The sequence below is a fragment of the Tychonema sp. LEGE 07196 genome (assembly GCF_963890365.1).
Taxonomy (GTDB): domain Bacteria; phylum Cyanobacteriota; class Cyanobacteriia; order Cyanobacteriales; family Microcoleaceae; genus Microcoleus.
Genome location: NZ_CAWPRX010000047.1, coordinates 51,356 through 76,931 on the forward strand (window position 1 = coordinate 51,356; position 25,576 = coordinate 76,931).

The following is a 25,576-nucleotide window of genomic DNA, read 5'->3' on the forward strand; positions in this document are numbered from 1 at the left end:
CAACCTCGATTTCTGTCAGAAGTCGGGGTTTTTGTTTTTTCAATGCCAACTGCTCGGATCGTGCTCCAAAGCTGGTACTTTTAACTATGATCCATCTGTGTTAACAACAAATTTTTATAAATGAAGTTTAGCGAAATAGTAGAAAAACTGAATTTAGCCAACAACCACAGCCTCAAATTCTCCAGCGCGGACGATCGAGAAATTACAGGCCCCGCCCCAGTTGATGAAGCTGCACCCGGTACGATCGGTTACATAGAAGGAGCTAAATTTGCGCGTCATACAGCCACTACAAACGCTTCCGCCTTAATTTTACCCTTAGACGAAAACCTGCAAGCTCAATGCAGCGATCGCAACATCGCTTGGATAGCCGCAGCAGATCCCCGATTGTTATTTGCTCAAACCATCGCCCTTTTCTATCAACCGTTTCGCCCAGCATCCGAAATACATCCCTCAGCCGTCGTTCACCCCTCCGCAGAAATTGGTGAAAATGTTTATATCGGGCCCCACAGCGTAATTCAAGCCAAAGTCAAAATTGGCAGCAACGCTTGCATTCACCCAAATGTCGTAATTTACCCGGATGCGGAAATAGGCGAAAACACTGTTTTACACGCTAACTGCGTGATTCACGAACGTACTCGCATCGGGGCAAATTGCGTGATTCACAGCGGTGCGGCGATCGGCAGCGAAGGTTTTGGGTTCGTGCCGACAGCCACAGGATGGGTGAAAATGGAGCAGTCTGGCTGCACCGTATTAGAAGAGGGCGTTGAGGTTGGCTGCAACAGCACGATCGACCGGCCCGCCGTCGGAGAAACCCGCATCGGCCAGAATACAAAAATCGACAATTTAGTACAGGTAGGTCACGGCTGTCAAGTCGGGAAAAATTGCGCGTTTGCCGCTCACGTCGGCATGGCTGGCGGGGTGAAAATTGGCAACAATGTAATTTTGGCAGGTCAAGTTGGCATTGCCAATCAAGCTAAAATCGGAGATGGGGCGATCGCCACAGCCAAAGCCGGAATTCACAACGACGTACCCGCAGGTGCGATCGTCACCGGCACTCCAGCAATTCCCCACAAACTATTTCTCAAAGCCACAGCTATTTACAACCGTTTGCCCGAAATGTACCAGTCTCTAAGGCAAATTCAGCGCAAGATCGATCGGTAGTCAGTAGTCAGTTGGCAGTTGGCAGTTGGCAGTTGGCAGTTGGCAGTAGTTGTTGGGAATTTGTTAGTAGTTGTTGGGAATTTGTTAGTAGTTATTGGTTATTGGTTATTGGTTACTTGCTACGAATTCCCAATTGCCAATTCTCGATCCCCAATAACAACTAACAACTAACAGTTAACAGTTAACAGTCAACAGTCAACAGTCAACCATCAACAATCAAAAATCAAAAGTATTATAGTTGCAACCCATTAAATGTGGAATAGTATCAACAACCTGCGACTGATGTCGCCATCAATACCAGCAATTATCAAAATAATCTTGTTTTTCGCAACTTGGATTGCTGTGTGGCTACCCGTAGCAACGGTGGTGGCGATCGCCCTCAAATGGCATCCGCCCCAACCCCTGGGAAACAAAAAACTACCTTTACTCGCCTCCCTATACCTGATTGTACCCTTCATTTTGTGGGCGACAAGTTGGATCGAAAACACATCTTTTGCTAGCTGGGGTTGGGATTGGCAACCCGCAGTTTTGATGTCATTACTGGAGGGATTAGGATTAGGAATAATCAGCTTAGTAATTTTATTCGGTCTACAATTAACCGCAGGCTGGATCGAGTTAAAAAAAAGTGAAACTTCCACCGAAACAGGCGAAAACAACATTAATTTCTGGGCATTAATCATTAATCCTGCTAGTCTGCTGACTCTGTTATTAGGACTGTGGATTAGTGCCACAGAAGAGTTAATCTTTCGCGGCTGCTTGCAAACAATCCTCCAGCAAGATTACTCAATATTAATAGCAGGTGCGATCGCCAGTTTCATTTTCGCGATCGCCCACCTAATTTGGGCCGCCAAAGAAACCCTACCGCAACTGCCCGGATTGTGGCTGATGGGCATGGTTTTAACCTTAGCCCGCATCGCCGACAATGGTAGTTTAGGATTGGCGACGGGCATTCACGCAGCTTGGATTTGGGGTATAACTACCGTAGATACAGAAGGCGCAATTAAACCAACTTCTAAGGTACCGGAATGGATTACAGGAATTGCCGCAAAACCTCTAGCCGGTGCAGCCGGAATATTGCTACTGCTAGCAACAGCAGCCGTACTTTTGTTAATTAAAAATTAAAACCTAATACCCCCAACCCCTTTAAAATTACCTATTCTCTTCCTCTGCGCCCTCTGCGCCCTCTGCGGTAAAAAAAAGATTAGATTCAATCAAGCGGGAACAAAAACTACAACCAAAACATAGATAACACAGCCATTAATCTGCGGTTAAAAATCAGACATTAATTCAAATGTCGATCGATAGTCACAATCGAAATTGGATTCAGCGCCTCAAAACGAGTCAAACTGCCCGCAGAAATAGAACGCGACAACTGCACTTGCAGAATTCGGTAACTCCAGTGCGGTTCCCGGCGCACCCGATCGCCAATCCAGCTCAAAACAGTAGCAATATCCTCAAAAACATCCAAAGCTAGGACGATCGAGCCTCCAGCGAGCAGCCGCAGGGCGCAAACGCCCAAAATTTTGGTCAGCCCTTCACCGCAGCAGCCAATAAAAATCCGGTGCGGCGGGCGCAAGCGGTGCAAAATTTCCGGTGCCCTGCCATGAATCGAAAGCACGTTTTGCAGCTCAAAACGACTACAATTAAGTTCGATCGCAGAAGTACCAGAAACCGTTTGTTCGATCGCGTATACCTCAGACTGCGGGAATAAACGAGCAATCTCGATCGACACAGAACCGTTACCAGCACCCACATCCCAGACAACTTGTTCCGGCCGCAAAGCCAACTGTGCCAGCACCAACACCCGCACCTCCCGTTCCACCGTCAAACCAAGCCTGTCGCCGCCACCGATAAAAGCTGCATCGGGAATCCCCAACGAAGGCAAACTTGCCAAATCCAAAGCTTCTGCAGGCGGGAACACCCTCTGCATTACAACCACGCTCAGAAGTGAAAAAGACTCTCGCAGCAAAGCTTCTAGAGAATACAAGCCAACCTTCTCCTCTGGAGAACCCAAATTTTCGCAAACCCAAAACTGATAGCGTGCCGGCAAATCTAGAGCTTTCACCAAATTTGCTAAAGCCGCCGGAGTGAGAGTTTCGTCCGCGAGCACGGCAATTTTTTCCACACCTAACTTAAGTTTTGCCGTCAGTTCCTCAAAATAACGTCCCTGGGAGGCCACAAAATGAGCATCCTGCCACGGGATTTGCAAGCGGTTGAAGGCCAGTTGCACCGAGCTCACATGGGGGTGAAATGTCAATTTATCTGGCGGAATTTGCGAAATTAGTAACTTTCCCCAGCCGTGGAACATGGGGTCGCCGGCTACTAAAATGACGATCGAACCTCGGCCCCTTTCCACAGTTTCCGCATCCGCCTCTAACTGCGGTACTTCCGCCAGCTGGCGCCGAATTTCGAGAATTGCTTCGGTTAAATCTTCCAACACCCAGCGCTCTCGGCCGCGATCGGGAAAATAGCTCAAATGTCGATCGCTCCCTACCAGCAGAGCAGCCGTTCCTACAACCTGCCGCGCCGATTCGCTCAGCCCAGCAGCTCCATCTAAACCAATACCAACAACGTGTACAGTCACTATTTAAGCAAAAAGTAAAAAACCAGAATTACTGATTTTTCCGGGTTTATCATAAATTTTTTGCTTGATTTTGTTACCAAGCCAGAATAATTAAAGCATTTAATATCGCCTTTCAAGCGAAAGATGAGGCACTATCCGGCATCGGGCATGGGGCATCGGGCATGGGGCATCGGGCATGGGGCATCGGGCATCGGGCATCGGGCATCGGGCATACCTCACTTTTGTGAGAACCGCTATAGGCAGTATCCTGACCCTTGAAACAGAGGAGATGGGAGAGGCGGAGAAGGGGAGAATGGAGAGTGGGGAGAATGGAGAGTGGGGAGAATTTTCCTTGATTGAGTCCTCTGAATTCTGACTTGTATCCGTTAAATTCCCTACCTAGCTCGTTGCCGAACTTCCCTCTTCCCTCTTCCCTCTTCCTTCTTCCTTCTTCCCTCTTCCTTCTTCCTTCTCCCCTCTTGCTTCCTTAAAATTCAAAAACAGGCCAATCCGGTTGCCGCACGTAGCTAGTCATGTCGTCAAACTTCCGCAGTTCGGCTCGGTGCACGCACAGTTCTTGTGGGGTGTCAAGCCATTGGTCGTTTAACTCAGACATCACGGCGGCCAAACGATCGCGGTCTAAATTCGGCCCGGTGTCCCCAAAATAAGCCAGAGTAATGTGTGCCGTCAAATGATATTGCTGTTCAATTCCTAAAGCAATTAAATCGGGATTTTGATAGATCGATCGCCGAAACTCTAGAATTTGCTTGTAAGAGTTTTCGTCAGTCGGTGCCAAACAAACACCCACAGCCCTAGTCATCACCATCAACCCCAGCACAGTCCAGCGAATCTCCGGGCCGCCCGCCAAGGGTTTGCAGGTGGCAAAACACTCTTTCATTCGATCGCGCAGTTGCTTCTCAAATTCTGGATTGTTCTCAGAAGCATCTTGAAAAGCGCTGCTCCAAATCAGATCTGCCACGGTTAAATGGAAGCTATCAGGAGGCAGTGCTACGATCGCACCGTCCGCGATTTCCTGCAATAGCCGTTGTTGGACTGACTGCAAATTACTATAAAGAGCAGTATTTTCTGCATCTTCCCCCGCAGGTGGCGTAATCACCGAATAACCCGGAAAAGGTACAGGATTTCTGTGACCGGCTTCATCAGGCTTAAATTTTGGAGATTCCTGGATGTGTTCCATCTGGGACTTATAGGAGTCCAGCAGCGTCATTCGCGCCACCCGGTTTACGTAAGCTTGATAAGTATCATCCAATCTTGATTTCCTCGCGGTGAAATACTCCCACACCAAATTTTATATTATGGTGCGGGCTTCCAACAGTCGGATTCAGGATATGTTGGACAAGCCGACGATCGTGCGACTCAAATTTTTTCCTGTACAGAGCTTTAAATATGCAGTTTTACCTATTTTGGGGGGAAGACGACTTTGCGATCGCGCAAGCAGTCACAAAATTGCGCCAAACAGTCCTCGACCCCAACTGGGCTAGTTTTAACTATGACAAGATAATTGCCGATCGGCCCGAAGCAGTGATCGAAGGACTCGATCGAGCCTTAACACCCCCCTTCGGTACCGGCAGCCGTTTTGTCTGGCTGACAAATACGACTCTCACCCAGCAGTGCCCTCCAGAACTCTTGGCCCAATTGGAACGGACGCTGCCGGTGATTCCCCCTACAACAGTTTTGCTGCTGACATCCGTCAAAAAACCCGACAGCCGGCTCAAATCTACCAAGCTACTCAACAAGTCCGGCGAATTTCGCGAATTTTCACCGATTCCGCCTTGGAATGACAAGGAATTAGCCCAGCGGGCGCGCCAAGTTGCCGGCGAAATGAACGTCAAATTGACCGCCACGGCGATCGAACTTTTGGCCGAATCCATCGGTAGCGATACCCGTCAGCTATACAGCGAATTAGAAAAATTACGGCTCTTTGCCGGCAACCGCAGCCAACCTCTCAACCCGGAGGAAGTAGCCGCATTAGTGCACTGTCACGCCCAGAATACCTTCCAACTAGCCGATGCAATTCGCGAGGGCAATACGGGAGGCGCTTTGGAGTTATTGGCGGGCTTAGCGGCAAAAAACGAGCCTGGTTTGAGGATTGTGGCAGGCTTGACTGGTAAGTTTCGGATTTGGCTGTGGGTAAAGGCAATGATCCAAGCGGGCGAGGGCGACGATAAAATTGCTCGATCTTTAGACCTCGGCAATCCCAAACGCATATACTATTTTCGTCAAGAAGTCAAGAACGCCAGCTTAGAAAAACTGCAAAAAAGTTTGCCTTTGCTCCTAGAATTAGAAGCTTCTTTAAAACGGGGCCGGGAAGAAATCTCAACTCTGCAAACCAAAGTTATAGAACTTTCTAGCTTGTTTCGCTGATGTCTTATTTTCCCTGCATCTGCAGCCCGAAGCGTCGTTTTTAGATTTTAGATTTTCAATGCACTCGACAGATGGATCGCCGGAGCTTGCAGGAGATACTAAAATTTGGGGCTGCGGCGACTCTGTGACAGCAAATATCCGTGTTGGGCGGGATTACTGTAAAGTTTTACAACAAATTTTGCTGGCGCGTAGGTGCTTGATGCCCGATCGCAGGTCAAAAGGTTTTGAATAGATAGGAGAAATAGTCTCAGAATGCCGCACTAGAAGCTAATGTGGTAATTGACACTCCTCGGCCTAAAGGCACGAGGATTCTTAAGACATTTGGGTCTTAATATCCCATGCAAGTGTGGGTTCCCAGGCTGACTACGTTTGCAGCGTAGCTGCGTAGTCATATCTCCTCAAAAATGTTTTGGGCGTAGACTTTCCCCCAGTCCGGAGGTAGGTTTTTACATCTTGTCTGATTTATCTATTCTACCATATTTATTTGTTAAGATGGGTTTGTTATTTTACTGAAAAATGGAAAAAAGCCGTCCTCAAAGGACGGGGTTTTCAACCCCATTTGCTGATAAATATTGTCCGCCGCCTAACGCCGATCGGTTAATAATATTATTTGCCGGCTCTCCACCCCCCCAAAAAAAAAAGAGCGCTACCCATGACACAACAGAACCTGCAGGAACTTCTCAAGCAGGGCGATCCAGAAGCGATCGCATCTAGCATCAACCGTACACTCAAACCCAAAGGCATCAACGCTGACGTGACGCGGGACAACGGCTGCCTCCACATAATTCTGGAGTCAGACAAAGTACCGAGTCAAATGGCATTGGTCGATTTCATCCGCAACGGGATGACGAATTTGGGAGTTGAATCAATTCATACTGTCAAGGTTTACGGGCGTCGAACAGGTGACGGCTCGGCTGCGTGGGAAGATGAAATAAATCTGATGCCCGAAGAGTCGCTTTACCCCTCCGAGAGTGGAATACCTGATGATTCTATAGGTTTAGATGATGTCGAACCCGAAGACGAAGACTATTATCAAGAATCAGAATTCGATCGAGATGACGGCGACGAAGACGAACACGAACACGAAGACATAGCCACGCCTGCGAAAAAACAATTCCCCAAATGGGTAATACCTGTGGGTATCTTAGTGCCTGTGGTGGCGATCGCAGGGCTTTACTTCACGGGAAATTTGCCCTTTGGCGGCTCGAACCCAGAACCAAGCGTCCCCGAAGCTGCTTCCCCCTCCCCCAAAGCCTCATCTGCATCAAAAACCCCCACCGCACCCTCTCCAAACGCATCTGGCGCAACTCCAAAGCCAGCTTCTCCTGTACCCAAAGCCTCTCCCACAGCAGCGCCCGCCAGCCCAGCTCCGACATCTCCAGCGCCCAAGGCAGCTTCTCCTGCACCAAAAGCCGTCGCGCCTAAGCCAGATCCTTGGAGAGAAGGCGTTAACAACGCTCAGAAGGCGGCTGTGTTGGCCCAGACGGCTCAGTCTCAAAATGAGTGGATTGCAGTAGCAAGCGAGTGGCAGAAAGCGGTTGGGCTGATGAGAGCCGTGCCGTCAACTAGCCCCAACTATCAAAAGGCTCAGCAAAAAGCGGCAGAGTATCAGGCTAATCTGATTGTGGCCAACCGCAGGGCGGCGGCAGCGCCTTAAGCTTTTCTGTTTCAAGATGGACTCGTTGGGTGGGGGATTTCTTGGGATGATGTGAAAGCCCAAAATTAGACTGGGTATGGGGAGACGGGGATACTGCTAAATGTATCAATGGGTAGGAGCATCTGGTGTTTTGCAAAAAGCATTTTTTGATGATAGTGCGAGTTCTTGATGTGCTCGCACGCTAAAATGCAAAACACCAGATGCTCCCCAATGGCTTTACTAGATTTAAATCCTATATTTCGGGAATCCATCAAAAATTATTAAGCCCGCTCCCGATCGCCATTTCGATCGCCGCACACAATCTTTCTGGCGCAACAGCTTATATGGTTTCCGGTCGATTGACCGAGCTCGCGATTGGTTCCTAGGCTGACACCAGGACGCACTACGAACCGTTTTTGTTATGTTAAATCGATCGCCCAGGATATTATTGCCAATTATTAAATTATTTAATTTTTAATCTAAAGTCTTAAATCTCAGGCGGTATTAATCCGGCATTCTTGCCAGTGTCTGTTCCCAATGCACAAATATGGGCAGAAGTCAAACGCTTGTCGGTGACGGGAAATTAGTATTGGGCCGGGAAAACTCCTCCCGGCGCGCGGGAGTTGCTGTGCCGTTGGTTTTGGGTGAGGCAGGGTCTACTTGGTAAACTTGGATGCGATCGCGCCCAAGTCGTTTAGCTTCATATAGCGCTCGATCGGCTGCAGCAATCAAAATCGAGGCACCCGATTCAAAGGCAGGAACCATACTCGCTACACCCAGACTGACGGTGACGTATGGGCTTACCTGAGAACCAGCGTGAGGAAGCTGCAAAGCTGCGATTGTGAGCTGTATGTGTTCCGCTACTCGCACGGCTCCTTGAATCTCGGTATTTGGCAAAATTACGGCAAATTCTTCGCCTCCGTAGCGAGCTACTAAATCGGCGGGACGATCGACTGAACGGCCGATCGCGCCGGCGACTTGCCGCAAACATTCGTCTCCCCCTGGATGTCCGTAGGTATCGTTGTAACTTTTAAAAGAATCAATATCGCACAGAATCAGCGACAGAGGCGTTTGTTCCCTGGCTTGTCTGCGCCACTCGATGTCTAAATACTGATCGAACCGGCGGCGGTTTGCTAGCTGAGTGAGTGCGTCCAAAGTAGCCAAACGCTCTAACTTGAGGTTGGCTGCTTGCAATTGCTGGTAGAGTTCTGCTTGCTTGATCGCGATCGCCAACTGGGCGGCCAGATTCGACAGCAACTCCACCTCTAACTGCATCCACTGTCGGGGACGAGACTGGTGCGCCATCAGCAGCCCCCACAACTCCTCTCCTTGTACTAGCGGCACTACCAAATAAGCTTTCACGGCGAATTGTGCGAGCCAGTCAATTTGATATGGTGGCAAATCGGCCGCCGAGACATCGGCCACGGGTCGGATTGCTCGATGTTGGTACGCTTCGATATAGAACTCGTCAAAAGAGAAATTGTCTAGGGTTTCCCCCAGCATCGGCTTGCAGTTGGGAGCTACAGATTCTACTGTTACTGACCCCGTGGGTGCAGCGCAGAGATTGCCGCTACAGGGGTGGAAGCGGACGATCATCACTCGATCGGCTTGAAGGAACTGGCGTACTTCGTTGACAGTCGTGCTGAGCACTTCGCCCAAATCCAGAGACTGGCGGATGTGCTGAGTAATTGTCGCCATCAGCAGTTCCCGTTCGTTTTGCTGCCGCAGCGCTTCTTCTGCCCGCTTGTACTCGGTAATATCTTGAGCGGTGCCGAAAATTTGTTCGGGTTCACCTGATGCTGTGCGGGCGAACACTTGATCGCGACAGCGGAACCAGCGCCATTGGCCCGATCGATGTTTCAGTCGGTACTCCAACTCAACAATGCTGCCGTCTTGAGCCTGGGGAAATTTTTGCAGGTGGGCGGAAACCTTCTCCAAATCTTCTGGGTACACCAAACTGGAAAACAAAGCCGTTTCCATCTGTAAAATTTCTTGGGGATGGTAGCCGAGCAATTTAAAAGCCTGACCGTTAACGTAGACGTTGCGCTGTTCGGTCAAATCGTAGATGTAGAGCAAATAAGGTGCCGCGTCTGCAATCTGCTGGATGAAATGTTGGCTCTCGCGCAATTCTTCCTCGACGCGCTGGCGCACTTGCACTTCTTCCAAAGCTTGATCCCGCATGGTGCGGTAAGCTTGGATGCGGTGAGTGAGGTCGGTCACGTCTTGAATCACCAACAGGGCGTAAAACGATTGGCCGTTCGATCCCAAAAAGTCGTAAGGCCAAATTGAACTCCCACTCTTTGAGGGCGCTGGAGAACCAACTGCTTCTGCTGGTGGTGCGATACCTTCTGGTTCCAACTCCACAGTCGATCGAACCAAGCCGACGACATCCAGTTCGGCAACGCCGGGTGGGAGTGCAGGGACAGCCGTCACAGTAGTTTGCTGGATGCGCTGCTGGCCGTCTTGCCAAGTTGCTGGAATCAGGTGCTTGTGAATTTGAGAAGAAAAAATTGTTGGCGGGCCTCCTGCAAAGATTTGCTCGAAGCGAGTTGCGTACTTTAGCTGGCTTAGGTGAGGAAAATGAGTTTTGATATTTGTTCCCAAGATTTGGTCGCGGGGAATTTTCGTCCAGTCTTCGAGACAGACATTCCAAAACAGCACCACAAAATCGTCTCGCAGCAAACACGCGCCGACTGGTACGCTGTCGAGAACTCCAAACTTTTCCTCAATAGTTTTGCTCTCTTGGATCATAGACCCCCGGCAAGTTGATTGATTGCAGCCAACAAGGTGTCAAAGGAATTGACATTGAAAATGAGGATGATATCTCCTTCAACGTGGAGTCTTTCAATAATGAAACGGGTCTGGGCTAATAAAACAACTGTATCAGTAGTCAAACCGCCAGATATCAGCAAACTACCGATCGTCCCTTCCATGTAATTGGGAATTGAGTAATTCAGGCGTTGTTGAAGTACGTTGCTGATTGCACCCATTACCCCGTTAATGACAATATTTCCTACTTCACTCAGCGTACCAATTTTGACTGAATCTAGGTCGTGAGTTCCGGCTTCTTCCCCGGTCAGCATGGTGACTAGACTGGCTGCGCTGTTGGTGGGAAAGACTAGCTGAGCAATGCCTCCAAAGGAGCCTGTAAATTTGAGCTGGACGGCGGCGATTTGTTCGCCATTGAGGTGTCCCTCTAATTGTGCTTGTAAGTCGGTGGGACAAAGGATTTGGAGGGAGGGGATTTGCAAGCGAATGGGAGATTCGATCATATCGTTCAAAATCCCCGCAGCTTGACCGATACCGATGTTGACAAGTTCTTGCAAAGCATCGATCTGTCGATCGGTTAATTTCATTGGGTACTCTCCTCGCTGGGACTGAGAGCTTTTTTGATCCACCCGAGCAGTTCGTCTGAGTTGGGCATTTTGTGTATGACTGCTAGGGCTCCGAGATCGATACATTCGCAACGGGTGGTGGATTGAATGTCTGCGGTAATTACGATGACTGGAATTTTATATCCTCGATCGCGCATGGCTTGCAGGACTTCCCTACCTTCCATTTCCGGCATCAACAGATCCAAGAGCATACAGTTTGGGGTTTTAGTGGCCAGCAGTTCTAGAGCTTCCGGGCCGCTCGATGCTTCCCAAGTCTCGTATCCTTCTGCTCGCAGGATTTTGCAGATTACCCTGCGAGTCAACCACGAATCTTCGACAACGAGAATTGATGTCACTACGTTCTCCTCCTTCTATTGTTTAGGACTGACTGGCGTTGCAGGTACTGCTTTTATCTTGACAGTAGTTTAAACTGCACCGAGGGCGCGCGATCGAGCGATCGGTCGAATTGCTGTTCTTAAAAATTAACGCATTAATGTATTGAATAGTTGAGTATCTTTTTCTCTGAAAATAAAAAACCCGGTTTCTGAGAGAAACCAGGTTTGCGGGAACTGTATTGCTCCGTGCGAACCGGCGCTCAGTTATAGATTACCAAACGCTTTTTGAGGGACTCTACTCGTCCTTTAGCAGTGGCATTATCTGGATCGCAGGCGAGAGCTTGTTCGTACATTTCCAAGGCTTGAGATATTAATTTTTTGCGCTCGTAAGCGTGACCCAGATTATTGAGAGATGTAACGTATTCGGGATCCAATTTCAGGGCTTCTTTGTAATTGCGGATCGCGATGTCGTATTGTTCTTGGCCGAAGTGTGCAAAACCCAGAGCGTTGTAAATAAACGCTGGATTTTCATCGCCTTCTAATTCTTGGGCTTTCAGAGCTTTTTGAAACAGTACGGTAGCCTGCGAATAAAGCTTCTTATCTACATAGATACTTCCTAGTTGGTAGTATTCCTGTGCTGTGCCTTTTTCGGTGGTCAGCTTATTTTCTAAGCGTTCCAGAGACATTTCCAGCTTCCGAGTTTTGAGAATTTGGCGGACAATAAACCAGGAACTGCTGCCAAGTATAGCCAGCAGAACTGACAGGTAAACAATCAGCAAATTACTATCCATGTTTTTTTTAAATTAGGTAGGTCTGTGGAGGGTTTTATTTATTTTAATGCGCGAGCAATCTTGAAAATTTGCTGCAACTGTATAAAAAACACGTGGCGATCGAATAGGGCGATCGCGATTGCGGAAAAAGCAAGAATTCAGAAGTAAGAACAAAGAAGGAAAAGTTAGTCTCAACCTCCTAAATTTATCAGGAGTTTTCCTTCTCTGGCAGATAGCTAAATCTTTCCTACTTCTGCTTTTTTCCTGCTCAAAACCGATCGAGCTTTCAAGCAGCAGCTCGGTTGGCCATTTCTACCACTTTACCGAAAGTTGCCGGGTCAATGATTGCCATTTGTGCCAGCATTTTGCGGTTGATTTCGATATTAGCCTTCCTCATGTTGCCGATCAGCTTGCTGTAACTCGTACCGTGTAGGCGAGATGCGGCATTGATCCGAGCAATCCACAGGCGGCGGAAATCGCGCTTGCGTTTTTTGCGATCTCGATAACTGTTACGCAGGGCCTGCATCACCCGCTGGTTAGCTGTGCGGAACTGTTTAGACTGTGCGCCTCGGAAACCCTTGGCCAACTTGAGAATTTTTTTGCGGCGCGCTCTGGCGACATTACCGCGTTTTACCCGTGTCATTTTTAATTTCCGTTAAACTTTACAAGTATGGAAGCATTAACCGGACGTTAGCGTCGTTGGTCTCATCAATGACGACCAGCTTAGATAGACGGCTTTTGCGAGCTGAACTTTTGTGTTGCAGCAAGTGGCTTTTGTAGGCTTTGCGGCGCACAATTTTACCGGTGCCGGTCGCTCTAAAGCGCTTTGCGGCTGCTTTGCGAGTTTTGAGTTTTGGCATGAGCTGGTGTTATTTGGACACAAGGCTTAAAGGTATCACGTTTTTGGTACTTTCTGCAAGGGAGATTTGCGGCGATATGTCAGGATGGGCGATCGGCTAATCTTGCAGTTGTTGGTGGCAGTTGACACCGCGCAAGCGAATGTGAGACCGCAGTAGCGGTATAATTAAGGGTTATACCCCTGGGTTATCCGCAGGGTTAATATTTGAAAGCTGCTGGTGAGGCACGATAATTAAATCGAAGATGTAACATTAATTATTGGTTATGGCGCTTAGAGAGTCCCTTGAAAAAATCATGTTTGAATATCCAGTGGTCAGTAACGACAACTTCAAGGGACATTCATTTGCTCGTTATGTCAGAAATGTAGTGCCGAAATCAATAAGTGGTTCGTTAAAATTACCAGAAATCTATAGGGTAAAAGCTTCAGCAGGTAATGGCTCTTGGGCTAAAGTTCCTTGGATAGCAATATTTAACAAGCTTGTGACTGAGAGTGTCATGTCGGGGTTTTACTGTGTTTATTTATTTCGCGCTGACTTCTCTGGCGTTTATCTTTCTCTCAATCAAGGAATAGCAGATAAAAGAGATCAGTTCGGACTTGGGGTGTCGAGAGAAATTTTAAGGGGTCAAGCAAAACTATTTAAAGATAAGCTTGGTTCTGACAAGCTCAGGGAATTTTCAGATCCTCTCGATCTTAAGCTTGATTCGATTCCAAAGACAACTACTGCTCGAAGGCTTGGAGTTGCGTATGAAGCAGGAAACATAGCATCGAAGTTTTATTCAAGGGAATCACTTCCTGACGATAAGAAGTTGGTAGGCGATGTTATGAAAATGCTTGAAATTTACTTCTCCCTGTTTGAGGAGGTTTCTTTGAAGGAGGAGGCTGATTCTGATTTGTTCCAGGAGGTTTCGTTGAAGAAGGAGGCTAAGAACAATGAAACAGAAAGAGAATGGTTTGAAGATCCGACAAAGTATAGACTTCATCGAGTAACAGAACGAAATCAGACGTTATCTAGAAAAGTTAAAGAGTTGCAAGGATATGAGTGCAAAGCTTGCGGTTTTGATTTTGAGTCTCGATACGGAGAAATAGGCAGAGGATACATAGAAGCTCATCATAATGTTCCAATTTCCAACTTGAGCGGGGCAAAGATTCAACTAGATCCGCTTAATGATTTTACTGTGCTATGCTCAAATTGCCATAGTATGATTCATCGAATTAAACCAACGCCAACCGTAGAGGAGTTGAGGCAAAACTTGAAGATGTAGTATGAGTAAAGGCGTTTATATCAAAAAAAAATAGGCTGGCCGTATTTCACAGCGCCTATCTCAATCGAAATTATAATGGCTCCCCGCAACGCCGTCTTACCTCAGCTTTTGACCTGGTATTTTACCAGGTGGGCACCGTTGGCTCGGACTTAAAGTTTCTGGGTACAAGCCCAGTTTACTGCTGTCCAAACATCTTGATTCCCGAGAGTTAAGAGTTATAGATCAAAAAAACATTATTGGCAGTCACCAACGTCGCAGTAGAACCTTTATTTAATATACAGCAACTAACCAGATTTTGGCAAGCTTTGAGCAATTTAAGCTGCATACCAGATGGATTCTACGGTTTGAGCGATCGCACTCGCCGAAGTTTCCCCATTTTGCACCGATTCTGCGTCGAGTACAACTGTAACGTGACCGAGTTTGCGACCGGGACGCGATAGTTTCTTACCATACCAATGTACAAAAGCGCCACTAATTTGTGCCAGTTGTTTTCGTTTTTCTACATAATCGGACTCGGCAGACTCGTAGCCGAGCAAATTTACCATCACAGCACCTGCACATTTCAAATCGCAATTGCCTAAAGGGAGTTGACAAACTGCGCGCAAATGCTGTTCAAATTGTGAAGTTTCGCAAGCATCGATGGTGAAATGTCCCGAGTTGTGGGTGCGGGGGGCAATTTCATTGACTAACAGCTTATTGTCGGCGGTTAAAAATAATTCTATGCCGAATACGCCGACAGCTTCCAAACTGTTGAGGAGAGTACGGGCGATCGCACCAGCTTCGGCTTTCACATCTAAACTAATATCGGCGGGCGCGATTACCACGCGACAAACCTGATTTTGCTGTTGGGTTTCGACAATCGGATAAATCGCTATTTCTCCAGCGGGCGATCGAGCAGCAATCACGGCCAACTCGCGATCGAACGGCACATACTCTTCTACCAGTAAAGACTGACCTTTCAGCTTAGCACTAATTGACTCAAAACTCTCCCGATCCTTGACAATAAAAGTACCTTGGCCGTCATAACCGTGGCGGCGAACTTTGACGACAAAGGGAAAATCTCTCGCCCAAAAATCCGAGTCTCCTTGCATCTGTGCGCTGTTGGAAACAGAAATTGCCAAATTGTCGATCGCCACTTCACTCAGGATGCGATCGTCCCCCGCACCCGTTTGCATCTGCTTCCCCTGCGATTTCCGTCCCAAATCTAGGTGCAAAGAAGCCAGATTGTCGAGCGCCATAAACCTCGGAATTGGCAAACCTAAATCTTGTAAATAACAGCGCTGCACGTACTTATCCAACAACGGAGACAGTGACGACAAACCAGGCAAGAATAACACACCTTGCTGTTCCAAAACGCGCAAACCATCCAAATCTACAAACTCATTTTCAAAAGTAACAACATCACAGTCATCCGCCAAATGAGCCGTAGCCAAAACATCATCAACAGCCGCCAAAACAGCACCCGCAGCCACAGCAACAGCCGGGTCAGTAGCCTCGGGAGTTTGCACTACCAATTCCACGCCAAGCGCCCTAGCAGCATCCCCCATCATCGCAGCTAGCTGGCCGCCACCGACAACGCCCACCCGCTTAAATTTGGCAGGCGAACTTGCAGCGGTTAGATTTGATTTCATCTGAGTAAAATTCCTTGTATCAACCTGACTATTTTATCCCAATTTGTCCCCGGATGAATTACATTGATTGAACATTTGATAGCTAGAAAATAGTTTGATTTACTAGCTGTTTTAGAAGTTCTACCTCTAAAATATCTCCGGTGAAACTCTTTAAATATTGCACGAACCCAGCCGTTGGGAAACACCGGTTGAGTAGCAGCATTCCAGAAAAGTGCCACATCTAGCAATTGCCTAGCGCCAAGCATGGCATAATTGAGGGCGCTGCAAAAAGCAGATAGACAGGTGCAAACACTGAAAATCAAACATTCAGAGAACAAAATTTATAGGTGAGGATGCTGTGAAAGTTTTGGTTGTGGGGAATGGAGGTCGCGAACACGCGATCGTAAAAAAACTGCTAGAATCTACGCGGATTAAACAAGTCTTCTGCGTACCTGGCAACGGTGGCACAGCTACCACCAAAGGCTGTCAAAATCTGTCGCTCAACATCGACGACTTCCAAGGCATCGAACGCTTTGTGATGGTCAACAACATCGGATTAGTGATAGTAGGGCCCGAATTGCCCCTATCGCTAGGCATCGTTGACTACTTCCAACAAAAAAAAGTGATGATTTTTGGCCCCACTAAAGCCGGTGCCCAAATAGAATCGAGCAAATCCTGGGCCAAACAATTGATGCTCGAAGCAGGCATCCCCACACCCAAAGCTGCCGTATTTACCAACGCAGAAGCCGCCAAAGCCTACGTTGTGGAGCAAGGAATTCCCATCGTCATCAAAGCAGACGGACTCGCATCAGGCAAAGGAGTCACCGTTGCTACTACCATCAAAATGGCTCACAGTGCCATCAACACCATTTTCCGCGGCGAATTCGGCAGCGATAACATCCGAGTCGTTGTCGAAGAATTTTTAACAGGTCAAGAAGTCTCGATTCTCGCCCTCACCGACGGAATCGTAGTAGAACCCCTGCTGCCGGCCCAAGACCACAAAGCCATCGGCGAAGGCGACAAGGGAGCCAACACAGGCGGTATGGGAGCCTACGCCCCAGCCCCAATTGTTACCCCGGAACTGATGGAAAGGATTCAAACAGAAGTTCTCGAACCTACCATCGCAGCGCTGCAAAAACGCAATATCGACTACCGGGGCGTTCTCTACGCCGGTTTAATGATTACAGCGGAAGGAGAACCGAAAGTCTTAGAATTTAACTGCCGTTTCGGAGATCCCGAAACTCAAGCGGTTTTGTCCCTCTTGGAAACTCCCCTGGAAGATTTGGTGCTGGCTTGTTGTCAGCAGCGTCTCGGCGAATATCCCATTCGCTGGAAGTCGGGGGCTGCTGTGTGCGTAGTTTTGGCTTCGGGGGGCTATCCTGGAAGTTACCAAAAAGGCAAAGTTATTACAGGTATTGAGGAAGCTGAAGCCAAAGGTGCAGAGGTGTTTCACGCCGGTACTCAGTTGAAGCAGCAGTTAGTTACCGAGGGCGGCCGCGTTTTGGGCGTGACTGCGACGGGGGAAACTTTGGAACAAGCTATAAACAAAGCTTACACAGCGGTAGATTGCATCCAATTTGAAGGTGTCTACTGTCGCCGCGACATCGGCCGTCGAGCGCTGGGCGATAGCAGCAATTAGGCATTGCGCGATCGACCGCCATCGGAAAGCCAAGCATTCTCAAAGTAGAAGTGTAACAATGAAGTTTGGCATCTCTGCGGTGGCGGTAGCGGACAAGTCGCTGCAGAAAATTCGATCGACCAAAAACTCTATGGGAGCAAATTTACTTAATTAAACGTGAAATATCGATCGCTAAAAAGATTGCTGTGTATATCTTCTTCCCTTTTACCTTGTTGCCCGATCGCTAATGACCCACGATCCATGACCCATGACGAAAAGCGAGCGGGGACACCCGCACTACTAATGACTGTTAACTGTTGACTGTTAACTGTTAACTACTGACTAATGACTACTGACTACTGACTACTGACTACTGACTACTGACTACTGACTAATGACTTAATCTTGTTTTTAATATTGAACTGGTGAACTGGTAAAATGCTGGCCATACTAAACAAAATCGGAGAAATTATTGCCCGCTGGTGGTCGGATTTTACCCTCCAGACTCGCCTGATGGCTGCTGCTACCCTCGTAGTTTCGTTAATTATGAGCGGCTTGACTTTCTGGGCCGTGAATACTATCCAGGAAGATGCCCGACTTAACGATACCCGCTACGGCCGCGACCTCGGCTTGCTGTTATCGGCAAATGTGGCGCCAATGATTGCGAAGAACGATCGCTCCGAAGTCGCCCGCTTTTCCCGACAATTTTACAGCAGCACCTCCAGCGTCCGCTATATGCTTTACGCCGACGAAGGAGGAGATATTTTTCTGGGAATACCTTTCTCCGAATCCGAGGTGCGTACTTCCCTGACACTGCGCCGCCAAATTAAACTCCCGGATAATTTTATCGCCGACATTGAGGCGAGAAATTTGACTTCTGTGCCTTTGGTGCGGCAGCATTTGACACCCGATGGAGAAGTTACCGACGTATTTGTGCCGCTAATTCACGAAGACAAGTATTTGGGAGTTTTGGCGATCGGCATTAACCCCAATCCCGCAGCAGTTATCTCTTCAAATCTGACTAGGGATGTCACATTAGCAGTATTTGTCACGATTTGGGTGATGGTAATTTTGGGCGCTGTATTTAATGCCCTGACCATAACTCACCCGATCAAACAATTAGTTTTCGGAGTCAAAAATATCGCGGGCGGGAATTTTAAGCAGCGAGTTGACCTGCCTTTAGGAGGAGAATTGGGTGAGTTAATCGGCAGTTTTAACGAGATGGCTGAAAAACTCGAAAGTTATGAAGAACAAAATATTGAAGAGTTGACAGCAGAAAAAGCGAAGTTAGAAACTTTGGTTTCAACTATTGCTGACGGGGCGCTGTTGTTGGATGCAAATTTGCAGGTAATTTTAGTCAACCCAACGGGCCGGCGGATTTTTGGATGGGAAGGTAAAAATGCGATGGGAATTAATGTCCTGCAGATTTTACCAGCAGAAGTGCAGCGCGATTTGGCAAGACCCCTGCAGGAAATAGCTGCGGGCGATCGCGAAGGCGGCGAATTTCGGATTTCTCTAAAAGAACCAGTTAACCGCACAATTCGGATTCTGCTAACCACCGTAATTCTCCACAAAGCCCCGGGTGCAGAACCGCTTTGCAAAAGCTGCGTCCGCGACGAAGAAAATACCTGTACCGAGTCGCAACGCCCGATCGCAGTAGAGTGTACTTTCTACGAAGAAGCCTCCAAACATCAAGGTTCTGGACAGTACCGAGAAAGTCTCAAAGGCATCGCCATGACAGTGCAGGACATCACCCGCGAAGTAGAATTAAATGAGGCTAAAAGCAATTTTATTAGCAATATTTCTCACGAATTGAGAACGCCTTTATTTAATATCAAATCTTTTATTGAAACTCTCTACGAGTACGGAGAAGACCTGCAAGAAAGCGAGCGCCGGGAATTTCTAGAAATTGCCAATCGAGAAACCGATCGCCTCACCCGTTTAGTCAACGACGTGTTAGACTTGTCGCGCCTGGAATCCTGCCGAATCTATGAATTAGAGGCCGTTGACCTCCCGCAAGCAGTTGAACAAACCCTGCGGACTTATCAGTTAAATGCCAAGGATAAAGGCATCGAATTAGAGCAACAAGTTGACCCGTGTTTGCCGCCCGCTTTAGGTCATTACGATTTGCTGCTGCAAGTATTTGCAAATTTAGTAGGAAATGCCTTAAAGTTTACCGAGGCTGGCGGCAAAGTGGCAATTCGAGCGTATTTGATAGAGTCGGAGGAGATAACCAACAAAGACGACACATCCGGGAACCACAACTTATTACCTAATTCCATAGATTCTCCGGTAGTGCGGATAGAAATTTCTGATACTGGTATTGGTATAGATACCGCCGACCAAAAAGCAATTTTCGAGCGCTTTTTCCGGGTAGAAAACCGAGTTCACACTCTAGAAGGAACGGGATTAGGTCTTTCGATTGTCCGCAACATTATTGACAAGCACCACACTAAAATTAATTTAGTGAGCGAAGTTAATGTGGGTACGACTTTCTGGTTTGACTTAGCAGTTTATCAGCCAAAACAATCACTAGATATGGAAAATGCTTGGCCGGTGGAAGCACAGGTTGAGACTGAAACAACTTCGAGTCATGTTAAGTAAACTAGACTTACGCACACCATTCTATATATAACAGTTCTCAAAAAAATGAGGTCTTGACTGACCGATATACGTCAGGTTCGATCGTTGTTCGGAATGCAAGTTTTTTCTACTACATCAGACTCGCATTCCGCACGTGCGCTCCGCTTTTGTTATGGTAATTAACCGGACATGGTATTAGTTATTATTGGAGTTCAGGCTAAACGTTGTGCGATCGAGTCTCCGGATTAATCAGTCTGACAAAATACTGACATCATCATTTTTTATGATCCTTATCTGTCGTATCTAAGCTCAATTTTACCGATAAAACTACATACCAACACCAACAAGTCCCAATCCCAAATAATCCCGTCTCTGTCAAATTAGTCATTAGCATAAATGTTAATAAATACAAAGGCAAAGCTGACTCGGGAAAACTTTCTTTAACTAAGTACTTTATACCTCTAAATATATTATTAAAAAATGACAAAATAAACAACAACAATCCGACCCAACCCAGTTCGCAAAGTAGATCGATAAAACCATTGTGAGAGTGGGGTGGCACAAAACCAGTTTTAACTACCACAATTCCGTAAGCTGGATTGTCCAAGCCACGCCAAGGCTGCCAAAATCCTGCCATCCCATAACCAAATAGGGGATTATTTTGATTAATTCGATCAATAATTAAAGGCCAAAAATCGGTTCTACCCGTTAAAGTCATATCTTTTTGCAAACCATCGACAACAATAGCCTCTAAATTATTTAATACTAAAATACTTATACCTATACTCGTCACCAAAAATAATATAAAGCAGACAAAAGCCCATTTTACAGGTAATTTTTTTAATAGGGCTAGATAACTCCACAAACTGATTAATACCACTGTCAAAATTCGACTAGCACCACTACAACCTTTTTGCAACCCCACTAAAGCTATTAGGGTTATAAATAAGGAGAAATATCGATATTTCTTTTCTTTAAAAGCATATAATATCCATAAAGAAGCAGTATTAGCCATTTGAAAAGAAAAAGGGTTTTTATGACCGACCACTCCTCTCCAACAACCGTCCGCTGCTGGATTTGTTTTCACAACTCCCCACAAAGCTAATATAGCACTTAGCCATCTCAATAATCCATAAATTTCCGACCAACTATACTGTTTGCCGACATAAATAGAAACCAGTGTTATTTGCCACAGAGCGCAAACAGCCCGTAAAGTAATTTCAGGAGTTTGTGACCACAAGCCAGATAGAGTCACCATCAACAAAAACAAACCCAAAAAAGGGTCTCCTGATATCCATTTAATGACTAGATAAACTATTTTATGGATAGTTTTAGTTAAGCGAGGAAATAACATTAATATCATTGCACTATAAATAGCAATTTGACCAATAATTGTTGGGGGTGTAGTGTTAAAGTTATATAAAACGCTAGGATGGAGTTTAGGAAAGGGCATGGCAGTGATACCAGTGAAGGTTAAAAAAAATATCACCACAAAAATCTTTTCTAATGTGACACCAAATTTGGGATAGCGTGCGACTAAAATATAAAGAGTTACACAGAAGATGGCCGCTAAACAGAAAAGCATCAACGCAAACATCGGCACCCTTAAAATATCTTTCATGGCTTTACCTCTATCATCAAATTTGTTACTACCTATGAAATGGCTTACCGTTCGTGCCTTAAAAGTGCCACTGCTGGTGCTGGTACTCACTCTCTCCTACCCTCAAACCAACTTCGCTCAGTCCGGCTCCCCCGCAATCAGGATTAATACTGACTATTATTTAGGTGGTGGAGACAATATCAAAATTGATATCTACGATTTGCCCCAGCTTAGTGGGGAGTATCAAATTCCCGCTGGGGGAGCTATTCAAATCCCGATTATTGGTAGTGTTTCCCTTCAAGGATTAACTTTAGAACAGGCCGCCCAAGTTATCACTAAAGCTTATGGTCGCATCGTCAAAAGACCTTTAGTTACCATCAGCTTACAAGCTGCCCGCCCGCTAAATATTTGGTTGTCTGGCGAAATAAGTCGTCCCGGCTCCTACTTATTACCTCTAGCTAATGGAGGTGGAACTAGCCCATCGGTGCAGTTTCCCACACTTCCTCAAGCTTTAGAAAAAGCTGGGGGTATTCGAGCTAGCGCAGATATCCGCCGAGTAATTGTCCGACGTCGGGTCAATGGCAACCAACAAATAACTATAACTTATAACCTATGGGATTATTTACAAACTGGTCAAACAACCCAAGATATAACGTTGCGAGATGGAGATCAAATATTGGTTCCCCCTCAAGAAACAATTAACTTAGCAGAAGTAAATCAAGTTAGTGAATCTAACTTTTCTCAACCAGCAGAGCAACCCCGTACTGTGTCAGTATTCGGAGAGGTAAAGCGCCCGGGTAGGTATGTAGTGATCGGTGGTGATACCCAAAATGGTCAAAGAACCAACGGACAACCGACCATCATTCGAGCTTTACAACTAGCTGGGGGCATCACATCAATCGCTGATATTCGCCAAATTCAACTTCAACGTTATACTAGAAGCGGCAAACAACAAATCAGCACTATTAACCTCTGGCAATATTTGCAAGAACAAGATACATCTCAAGATACTATGCTGCAAGAAGGGGATATTATTTTTGTCCCGACCGCGACGGCGATCGACCCAGGAGAAGTTTCTGTTCTAGCTAATGCTAGCTTTGCTCCGGGGAGTGTGCAAGTGAGTGTTATCGGAGAAGTCAATACTCCGGGGGGACTCAAGTTACCTCCTAATACTACTTTAAATCAAGCAATTATGAGTGCGGGGGGTTTCAGAGCAAGTCGCGCTAACTCTAGAGTTGTGGAACTGATCAGGCTGAATCCTAATGGCACTATATCCCGTTCCCAAGTACAAATTAATTTGAATCAAGGAATCGATGCTCAAACCAACCCACTTATTCAAGATAATGATATAATTATAGTGGCACGTTCCAGGGCTGCTATCTGGGGGGACAATATTAATACGATTCTCGCACCATTTGGTAATATTATTGGTGGGATTCTCGTTCCTACCAGGCTCATAGAGCTGTTCAAGCTATTAGGAAATTAGGAATCAAATAACATTTGTCTTATGGATAAAAAACTGTTTTCTTCCATCAAGAATGACCTTAATGCTCAATATCTGTCTGTCCCCTCCGCTAATTACCTAGCTGGTACCCCAGAAGAGGATGACCAAGTCCTTGATATGAATTGGGTAATAGCTGTCGTCAAGCGTCGTCTTATGGTGATGACCATAGTAGCTGCCAGCATTGCTACTTTGAGCGGTAGTTTCATTATCTGGAATGCCAAAAAGATTGTTTCTGATTACGAAGGAAAATTTACTGTTTTAGTAGAACCTCTTACGACGGACGATCGGCTATCAAAGCTCTTAGTCCAAGCTCAAAATAATAGTTTAGGTATAACAGACTTGAACAAAATTAAATCATCAGCGGAAGACGGTTCCTCAGTCGATTATCAAAGTTTGACGCGGGTTTTGAAAACCCCAGAAGTGCTAATACCATTAATTAATAAATTACAAAAAAGATATCCAAATATTGAATATAAAACTCTCAAAAATCGCTTAACTATCGAACGTGTGACTTTCTTGCGAGATGGAAAGCAGGGGGGTACTAAACTCCTAGATATTAGATACCGCGATCCAAACCCCAAGCGCATAAAATATGTGCTGGAAGAAATGGCCAAATATTACGTAGAATATATGGGCAAAGAGCGCTTAAGAGTTGGCAAACAAAGTATAGATTTTATTGCTAAACAAATATCACCCCTCCAGCAGAAAGTAGATAACTTGCAACAAGAATTACAAGTATTAAGAGTTAAGTATAACTTTAATCAACCAGAACTACGCAGCCGCAGCCTATCAGATCAACTAGATAGTTTAGCTAATCGTCGCCTCGAAGTACAAGCACAACTAGCAGAAAGTAGGCAGCAATATGAAAGCTATAAAAAAATATCTTTAACGGGCGATAATCGCTGGATTGTTGATGTTAGACCAAAGTCTTATGAAAGTTTAATGAGCAAAGTAAATGAAATAGAGTCGCAATTAGCTTTAAGCTCTACTCAATTTTATGAAAATAGCCTTCCCATTCAATCTTTGCGGGAAAAACAGCAAAGTTTGCGCGATTTAATGCAAAAAGAAGCTGAGTCTGTCCTCCTTCAGATGAAATCACAACTAGAACAGTTGGAAGCTCGCGAGCGATTGATAACTAATAGCCAAAATTCACTGCAAGCAAAAATTACTCAAATGCCCCAAGCTCAACGTCGCTATGATGACATACAATTAAAACTAGAACTAGCTAAAGATACTCTCAAACTGTTCCTAGAAAAACAAAAAACCTTACAACTAGATGCTGGTCAAATTGATGGCTCTTGGCAAATTATATCTAAACCACAGTTAGTCACGGAAGACAATGGCGATCTCCATGTAGTCATACCAAAACCAACCAAGCGCCACTTAGCTATAGCGATCGTGATTAGTAGTTTACTAGGTATTGCTGTAGGTTTCTTAGTAGAAGTTTTAAATACTGTTTTCCATACTCCAGAAGAAATTAAATCCTTAGCTAAACGTCCCCTTTTGGGAGTTATCCCGATCGCCAAAGCAATGAAAATTAAATCTCGTAGGAGGCAAAGGATATCAAGTAAGTTCACTAGCGTAAATTCAACCACTCACAGCGCAGGTTTAAGACAAATAATAATGTCTAATGATAAGGATTTTCCTTTGATTGAGGCATTTCATTACTTATATGCAAATATTCAGTTATTAAATGCTGAAGATCCGATAAGTTCTTTAACTATCACTTCGACTGCTAAAGGTGAGGGTAAATCCACTGTAGCAGTTTATTTAGCTAAAACTGCTTCTGCTGTAGGTAAGCGAGTATTATTAGTAGATGCTAATATGCGTTTTCCTCAACTGCACACATACCTTGGCATATCAAATATGAGAGGTTTAAGTGATGCTTTGACTTCTGATTTAAGTTTAAATGAGGCTATTCAGCGATTACCTGACGATGAGAATCTTTTTGTCCTCACTGCTGGTACTATTCCCCCAGATCAAATTAAATTACTTTCTTCAAAGAAAATGCACTATTTAATGGAGCAGTTCCTAGTATTATTTGATTTAGTAATTTACGATACGCCACCTTTAATTGGTTTAGCTGATGGTCATTTAGTAGCTTCTCAAACTAATGGTACAGTGCTGATAGTAAAAATAGAAAAGACCGATAGAGACATGGTAAGCAAAGCTTTAGATCAACTAAATGCAGCCGATATTAAAGTATTTGGAGTAGTAGCTAATGGGGTTAAGGGACGATAAATGAGAGCCCCGACTGCTTTAAAAAGTGGGGTGATAAGCAGGGCTGATTCATTCTACAAAAAATGATAATTTTGT

The 25,576-nt window shown here is 45.9% G+C and carries 19 protein-coding genes and 1 other RNA gene; 9 read left to right on the top strand and 11 right to left on the bottom strand.

What is annotated here, in order from left to right; all coding sequences use genetic code 11:
- The first annotated feature begins 120 nt into the window (after positions 1 to 120).
- On the top strand, positions 121 to 1,161 hold the full coding sequence (gene lpxD, locus AACV78_RS06265) for a UDP-3-O-(3-hydroxymyristoyl)glucosamine N-acyltransferase (protein WP_194011266.1): 1,041 nt from the start codon (positions 121 to 123) through the stop codon (positions 1,159 to 1,161).
- 252 nt (positions 1,162 to 1,413) lie between these two features.
- Positions 1,414 to 2,283, top strand: coding sequence for a CPBP family intramembrane glutamic endopeptidase (locus tag AACV78_RS06270; RefSeq protein WP_194011267.1), 870 nt, complete (start codon positions 1,414 to 1,416; stop codon positions 2,281 to 2,283).
- Between the two features lie 160 nt (positions 2,284 to 2,443).
- On the opposite strand, the gene cbiE is transcribed toward AACV78_RS06270, so the two are convergent.
- Positions 2,444 to 3,745 carry a precorrin-6y C5,15-methyltransferase (decarboxylating) subunit CbiE gene (cbiE, locus tag AACV78_RS06275; protein ID WP_194011268.1) on the bottom strand — a complete coding sequence of 434 codons (1,302 nt, stop codon included), beginning with the start codon at positions 3,743 to 3,745 and terminating at the stop codon, positions 2,444 to 2,446.
- A gap of 466 nt (positions 3,746 to 4,211) precedes the next feature.
- On the bottom strand, positions 4,212 to 4,952 hold the full coding sequence (locus tag AACV78_RS06280) for a DUF1868 domain-containing protein (protein ID WP_194010020.1): 741 nt from the start codon (positions 4,950 to 4,952) through the stop codon (positions 4,212 to 4,214).
- Positions 4,953 to 5,131: 179 nt separating this feature from the next.
- Here AACV78_RS06280 and holA point away from each other — a divergent pair, with 179 nt between their 5' ends.
- Both holA and AACV78_RS06290 read left to right on the top strand, forming a co-directional pair.
- Positions 5,132 to 6,109 (top strand): DNA polymerase III subunit delta, encoded by a 978-nt coding sequence (holA, locus tag AACV78_RS06285; protein WP_194009992.1) that lies wholly within the window; start codon positions 5,132 to 5,134, stop codon positions 6,107 to 6,109.
- Positions 6,110 to 6,761: 652 nt separating this feature from the next.
- Positions 6,762 to 7,766 carry a hypothetical protein gene (locus tag AACV78_RS06290; protein WP_194009993.1) on the top strand — a complete coding sequence of 335 codons (1,005 nt, stop codon included), beginning with the start codon at positions 6,762 to 6,764 and terminating at the stop codon, positions 7,764 to 7,766.
- 537 nt (positions 7,767 to 8,303) lie between these two features.
- Here AACV78_RS06290 and AACV78_RS06295 read toward each other — a convergent pair.
- From AACV78_RS06295 to rpmI, 6 genes are all read right to left on the bottom strand, one after another.
- Positions 8,304 to 10,496, bottom strand: a complete 2,193-nt coding sequence (locus AACV78_RS06295; protein ID WP_194009994.1) for a sensor domain-containing diguanylate cyclase — start codon at positions 10,494 to 10,496, stop codon at positions 8,304 to 8,306.
- On the bottom strand, positions 10,493 to 11,101 hold the full coding sequence (locus AACV78_RS06300) for a chemotaxis protein CheC (RefSeq protein WP_194009995.1): 609 nt from the start codon (positions 11,099 to 11,101) through the stop codon (positions 10,493 to 10,495). Before AACV78_RS06300 ends, AACV78_RS06295 begins: the two co-directional genes overlap by 4 nt.
- Positions 11,098 to 11,475 carry a response regulator gene (locus AACV78_RS06305; RefSeq protein WP_194009996.1) on the bottom strand — a complete coding sequence of 126 codons (378 nt, stop codon included), beginning with the start codon at positions 11,473 to 11,475 and terminating at the stop codon, positions 11,098 to 11,100. Before AACV78_RS06305 ends, AACV78_RS06300 begins: the two co-directional genes overlap by 4 nt.
- Positions 11,476 to 11,714: 239 nt before the next feature.
- On the bottom strand, positions 11,715 to 12,245 hold the full coding sequence (locus tag AACV78_RS06310) for a tetratricopeptide repeat protein (RefSeq protein ID WP_194009997.1): 531 nt from the start codon (positions 12,243 to 12,245) through the stop codon (positions 11,715 to 11,717).
- Between the two features lie 265 nt (positions 12,246 to 12,510).
- Positions 12,511 to 12,867, bottom strand: a complete 357-nt coding sequence (gene rplT, locus AACV78_RS06315) for a 50S ribosomal protein L20 (RefSeq protein ID WP_194009998.1) — start codon at positions 12,865 to 12,867, stop codon at positions 12,511 to 12,513.
- Between the two features lie 19 nt (positions 12,868 to 12,886).
- Entirely contained in the window at positions 12,887 to 13,084 is a 198-nt protein-coding gene (gene rpmI, locus AACV78_RS06320; protein ID WP_194009999.1) for a 50S ribosomal protein L35, read from the bottom strand.
- Positions 13,085 to 13,346: 262 nt separating this feature from the next.
- Here rpmI and AACV78_RS06325 point away from each other — a divergent pair, with 262 nt between their 5' ends.
- Complete coding sequence (locus AACV78_RS06325; RefSeq protein WP_194010000.1) at positions 13,347 to 14,345, top strand: MrcB family domain-containing protein; 999 nt, start codon at positions 13,347 to 13,349, stop codon at positions 14,343 to 14,345.
- A 76-nt stretch (positions 14,346 to 14,421) separates the two neighbouring features.
- Here the strand turns inward: AACV78_RS06325 and ssrS are convergent.
- Both ssrS and AACV78_RS06335 read right to left on the bottom strand, forming a co-directional pair.
- Positions 14,422 to 14,609: non-coding RNA, 6S RNA (gene ssrS / locus AACV78_RS06330), on the bottom strand.
- A gap of 50 nt (positions 14,610 to 14,659) precedes the next feature.
- Positions 14,660 to 15,976: a 5-(carboxyamino)imidazole ribonucleotide synthase gene (locus tag AACV78_RS06335; RefSeq protein WP_194010001.1), complete on the bottom strand. Its 1,317-nt coding sequence runs from the start codon at positions 15,974 to 15,976 to the stop codon at positions 14,660 to 14,662.
- Between the two features lie 337 nt (positions 15,977 to 16,313).
- On the opposite strand from AACV78_RS06335, the gene purD reads away from it, so the two are divergent.
- Both purD and AACV78_RS06345 read left to right on the top strand, forming a co-directional pair.
- The gene (gene purD, locus AACV78_RS06340) at positions 16,314 to 17,594 is read left to right on the top strand and encodes a phosphoribosylamine--glycine ligase (protein WP_194010002.1); all 1,281 of its coding nucleotides are present in this window, start codon (positions 16,314 to 16,316) and stop codon (positions 17,592 to 17,594) included.
- A gap of 417 nt (positions 17,595 to 18,011) precedes the next feature.
- Positions 18,012 to 20,177: a HAMP domain-containing sensor histidine kinase gene (locus AACV78_RS06345; RefSeq protein ID WP_194010003.1), complete on the top strand. Its 2,166-nt coding sequence runs from the start codon at positions 18,012 to 18,014 to the stop codon at positions 20,175 to 20,177.
- A gap of 253 nt (positions 20,178 to 20,430) precedes the next feature.
- Here AACV78_RS06345 and AACV78_RS06350 read toward each other — a convergent pair whose 3' ends face one another.
- The gene (locus AACV78_RS06350) at positions 20,431 to 21,777 is read right to left on the bottom strand and encodes an O-antigen ligase family protein (protein ID WP_194010004.1); all 1,347 of its coding nucleotides are present in this window, start codon (positions 21,775 to 21,777) and stop codon (positions 20,431 to 20,433) included.
- A 34-nt stretch (positions 21,778 to 21,811) separates the two neighbouring features.
- Between AACV78_RS06350 and AACV78_RS06355 the strand changes: the two genes are divergently transcribed.
- Both AACV78_RS06355 and AACV78_RS06360 read left to right on the top strand, forming a co-directional pair.
- Entirely contained in the window at positions 21,812 to 23,242 is a 1,431-nt protein-coding gene (locus AACV78_RS06355) for an SLBB domain-containing protein (protein ID WP_194010005.1), read from the top strand.
- A 21-nt stretch (positions 23,243 to 23,263) separates the two neighbouring features.
- Positions 23,264 to 25,501 carry a GumC family protein gene (locus tag AACV78_RS06360; RefSeq protein WP_194010006.1) on the top strand — a complete coding sequence of 746 codons (2,238 nt, stop codon included), beginning with the start codon at positions 23,264 to 23,266 and terminating at the stop codon, positions 25,499 to 25,501.
- Positions 25,502 to 25,576: the final 75 nt, after the last annotated feature.

Coding starts and splice junctions, on each gene's coding strand:
- lpxD (WP_194011266.1), top strand. CDS start 121: ATGAAGTTTAGCGAAATAGTAGAAAAACTGAATTTAGCCAACAACCAC.
- AACV78_RS06270 (WP_194011267.1), top strand. CDS start 1,414: ATGTGGAATAGTATCAACAACCTGCGACTGATGTCGCCATCAATACCA.
- AACV78_RS06280 (WP_194010020.1), bottom strand. CDS start 4,952: ATGACGCTGCTGGACTCCTATAAGTCCCAGATGGAACACATCCAGGAA.
- holA (WP_194009992.1), top strand. CDS start 5,132: ATGCAGTTTTACCTATTTTGGGGGGAAGACGACTTTGCGATCGCGCAA.
- AACV78_RS06290 (WP_194009993.1), top strand. CDS start 6,762: ATGACACAACAGAACCTGCAGGAACTTCTCAAGCAGGGCGATCCAGAA.
- AACV78_RS06295 (WP_194009994.1), bottom strand. CDS start 10,496: ATGATCCAAGAGAGCAAAACTATTGAGGAAAAGTTTGGAGTTCTCGAC.
- AACV78_RS06300 (WP_194009995.1), bottom strand. CDS start 11,101: ATGAAATTAACCGATCGACAGATCGATGCTTTGCAAGAACTTGTCAAC.
- AACV78_RS06310 (WP_194009997.1), bottom strand. CDS start 12,245: ATGGATAGTAATTTGCTGATTGTTTACCTGTCAGTTCTGCTGGCTATA.
- rplT (WP_194009998.1), bottom strand. CDS start 12,867: ATGACACGGGTAAAACGCGGTAATGTCGCCAGAGCGCGCCGCAAAAAA.
- rpmI (WP_194009999.1), bottom strand. CDS start 13,084: ATGCCAAAACTCAAAACTCGCAAAGCAGCCGCAAAGCGCTTTAGAGCG.
- AACV78_RS06325 (WP_194010000.1), top strand. CDS start 13,347: ATGGCGCTTAGAGAGTCCCTTGAAAAAATCATGTTTGAATATCCAGTG.
- AACV78_RS06335 (WP_194010001.1), bottom strand. CDS start 15,976: ATGAAATCAAATCTAACCGCTGCAAGTTCGCCTGCCAAATTTAAGCGG.
- AACV78_RS06345 (WP_194010003.1), top strand. CDS start 18,012: ATGCTGGCCATACTAAACAAAATCGGAGAAATTATTGCCCGCTGGTGG.
- AACV78_RS06350 (WP_194010004.1), bottom strand. CDS start 21,777: ATGAAAGATATTTTAAGGGTGCCGATGTTTGCGTTGATGCTTTTCTGT.
- AACV78_RS06355 (WP_194010005.1), top strand. CDS start 21,812: ATGAAATGGCTTACCGTTCGTGCCTTAAAAGTGCCACTGCTGGTGCTG.
- AACV78_RS06360 (WP_194010006.1), top strand. CDS start 23,264: ATGGATAAAAAACTGTTTTCTTCCATCAAGAATGACCTTAATGCTCAA.